This is a genomic window from Limosilactobacillus reuteri subsp. porcinus (assembly GCF_036621895.1).
GTDB classification, from domain to species: domain Bacteria; phylum Bacillota; class Bacilli; order Lactobacillales; family Lactobacillaceae; genus Limosilactobacillus; species Limosilactobacillus reuteri_J.
The window spans coordinates 1-2,995 of the sequence record NZ_LN887375.1 but is presented as its reverse complement, the minus strand read 5'-3'; the positions used below and the strand labels follow the sequence as shown (position 1 = coordinate 2,995).

Genomic DNA, 2,995 nt, shown 5'->3' with positions numbered 1-2,995 from the left:
TTAAATTGACATTTCGGGAGAATAAAGCGAAGGAAACCAGAATAATACTGACCTCAGATAAAATTCCAAATTTCCTAAAATTTAGACTATACATTAATCTTTAATTAGAGTAATCTTAATATATCCAATATACCTTTAATATTTGAAAGTGAGGCCGCATCTTATGGACAAGATCGATAGGAAGATTATTAACCTTCTTCAAAAAAACGCCCGTGCTTCTTTAAAAGAACTCTCTAAAGAATGTTTTATTTCATCACCAGCAATTGCGGCGCGAATTAATAAACTTGAACGAAATGGGATTATTACTGGCTACCATACAAGTGTTAACATGGAAAAAATCAACTTTCATGTTAAAGCTTTTATTCAGGTGCAACTTGAGCCTCGCCAAAAACAAGAATTTTACCCTTACATTCAACAAATTCCCAATGTGATTGAATGTAACTGTGTAACTGGTGATTATTCAGAAATTATGGAAGTTGTTTTTCCTTCTACCACCGATTTAGATAACTTCATCAATACTATTCAACAACGTTTTGGAAAGACAAGTACACAAATCGTATTTAGTACAAGCGTTGACCACCGAGGAGTTAAGCTAGCACCAGCCCAAGATACCGTTAGTTCAGAAAAAGAGTAAACATAAAAGCGAAGGTGAGGATTTCCCCATCTTCGCTTTTATGTTTATTTAATTTTATTCAGCTTCAACGTCAGTTTCTGTTGATGGTTTTTCCTTTCCGTAATTATCTAAATATGCATTATATTTTTCACGGTCAAGAGCACCTTCAGATTCACCGATAACAAGTGTGGCAATTGAATTACCAACCACGTTTACGGCAGTTCGTCCCATATCAACGAAACGATCAATTCCGGCAATGAAAGTCAAACCAGCCATTGGAACCCCAATTGTAGAAACACTAGCAAGCAATACAACAAAAGAAGCTCCTGGAACCCCAGCCATTCCCTTACTAGTAATCATCAAAACAACCAGCAGAGTAATTTGGTGAGAAATACTAAGATGAAGTCCATATGCTTGTGCTAAGAAGATCGCTGCTAATGATTGATAAATTGCAGATCCATCAAGATTAAAAGTATAACCAGTTGGAATAACAAAAGCTGTAATACCCTTGCTTACTCCCATCTCGTGCGTCTTTTTCATCAAACGAGGCAACGTAACTTCTGAACTGGCAGTAGTAAATGCCAAAACAATCTCATCAAGGATAGCGCGCATCGTCTTCCAATAACGTAAATGAAAAATATGAGCAGTAATACCGAGGACAACAATAATAAAGATTAACATTGTCACATACGCAATCACAATAAATAATCCTAATGGCAGCAGAGCACTAATACCCATTTCGGCGATTGTCATTCCAATTAAACCAAAGACCCCAATTGGTGCAAACTTCATAACCCAATTAGTAACTTTGAACATAACTTCTGAAACTGCATTTAATACATCAATTAAAATTTTAGCCTTTTCCCCAACAGCTGCAATTCCTAATCCGAAAAGAACTGAGAACAGGATAACAGGCATCATGTCACCATCAGACATGGATTTAAAAATGTTCGTTGGAATAATCGACAAAATTAATGGCCAGAATCCGCTACTATGTTCTGCAGATTTTGCAGTGGACATGTATTGCGAAATATCAGTTGCATGAAGTTTATGAATATCAATAAACGAACCTGGATGGGTAATGTTAGCCATTACGATCCCTAAAATTAACGCAATTGTGGTTAAAACTTCAAAATAAATTAATGTTTTTCCACCAATCCGTCCTAACTTTCTAATATCACCAATATTAGCAATTCCCACAGTCAAGCAAGAAACAACAATTGGCATTACGATCATTTGAATCAGCCGGATAAAGATTGTTCCTAAGCTCTGCATAACAGTGATGGCACCCTTATTTTGATAGAAAATTAATCCACAAATAATACCAAGGGCCAGCCCAATCATAATTTGCCAGCCCATACTGAGGCGTCCGAAACGATATCGCTTCACTTTATATCAATCTCCCTTATGTAGTCTTATTATACTTTAGCACATTTTTAGTAAGATTTTAGCAATTTTTAAGATTTTATTTAATTAAATCCGAACACTTTTTGCTCTTTCTAGGTGTTTCATTCACTTCAATATAATAATTCTAATTTATAATTCGTAATTTTCACTAAAGAAAAATAAGACCGCTACTAAGTATTTCTCTAATATGATAGAGTGTTTAGAGAATATTTAATTGAACAGGAGTAATTTATGAACGCTTGGATAACGGAATTTATTGATCAGTTTGGTTATTTTGCAATTGCCTTACTAATTGCCCTTGAAAATGTCTTTCCACCGCTACCATCCGAAATTATCCTTACAATGAGCGGTTTTATGACGACTACCACCTCTTTATCAATTGTTGGAGTAATTATCGCCGCGACAATTGGCTCACTTATCGGGGCACTTATTTTATATGCCCTTGGTCGCCAGTTAACTGTTAAACGTCTCGAACGTCTTCTTAGTCATCGTTTATTTAAACTTCTAGGCTTTCATCAAGATGATGCTAAAAAAGCAGTCGATTGGTTTAATAAACATGGGACAGGCGGCATTCTCTATGGCCGCTGCATTCCCGTTATCCGCAGTTTAATCTCTATTCCTGCAGGGATCGCGCAAACTTCATTAGGAAAATTTTGCCTTCTCACTACTATCGGGAGCACCATCTGGAACACACTGCTTGTTGTTCTTGGCGCTTGGGTCGGCCAATCATGGAATAAAATTGTCATTATCTTCAACGATTACACGACTGTTGCTATTATCATTATGGCGATCGTTGGTTTATACTTTGCTTATCGGTGGTATCAAAAAAGAATTAAGAATTGAACTACTCCCACTTAGCTAAACCTACGGTTTAATGCTTGAAGTGGGAGATTCTGGAAACATCGCATACTTACCCTACCGATTCTGAACGAACCTTCAAGCAGAGGTTACGACTATTAGCCAAGGCTCGTCCCG

3 protein-coding genes are annotated in these 2,995 nt (G+C 36.7%); 2 read left to right on the top strand and 1 reads right to left on the bottom strand.

Translation table 11 applies throughout. The features are described 5' to 3' along the window. Nucleotides 1-163: 163 nt before the first annotated feature. Complete coding sequence (locus AACL61_RS03400; protein ID WP_003669853.1) at nucleotides 164-634, top strand: Lrp/AsnC family transcriptional regulator; 471 nt, start codon at nucleotides 164-166, stop codon at nucleotides 632-634. A 54-nt stretch (nucleotides 635-688) separates the two neighbouring features. On the opposite strand, the gene AACL61_RS03395 is transcribed toward AACL61_RS03400, so the two are convergent. Continuing rightward, complete coding sequence (locus AACL61_RS03395; RefSeq protein WP_019252975.1) at nucleotides 689-2,002, bottom strand: cation:dicarboxylate symporter family transporter; 1,314 nt, start codon at nucleotides 2,000-2,002, stop codon at nucleotides 689-691. 249 nt (nucleotides 2,003-2,251) lie between these two features. Between AACL61_RS03395 and AACL61_RS03390 the strand changes: the two genes are divergently transcribed. Continuing rightward, on the top strand, nucleotides 2,252-2,863 hold the full coding sequence (locus AACL61_RS03390; protein ID WP_102815906.1) for a DedA family protein: 612 nt from the start codon (nucleotides 2,252-2,254) through the stop codon (nucleotides 2,861-2,863). Nucleotides 2,864-2,995 lie beyond the last annotated feature (132 nt).

Excerpts from the sequence above, each read along its gene's own strand:
- AACL61_RS03390 (WP_102815906.1), top strand. The coding sequence starts at position 2,252 with ATGAACGCTTGGATAACGGAATTTATTGATCAGTTTGGTTATTTTGCA.
- AACL61_RS03400 (WP_003669853.1), top strand. The coding sequence starts at position 164 with ATGGACAAGATCGATAGGAAGATTATTAACCTTCTTCAAAAAAACGCC.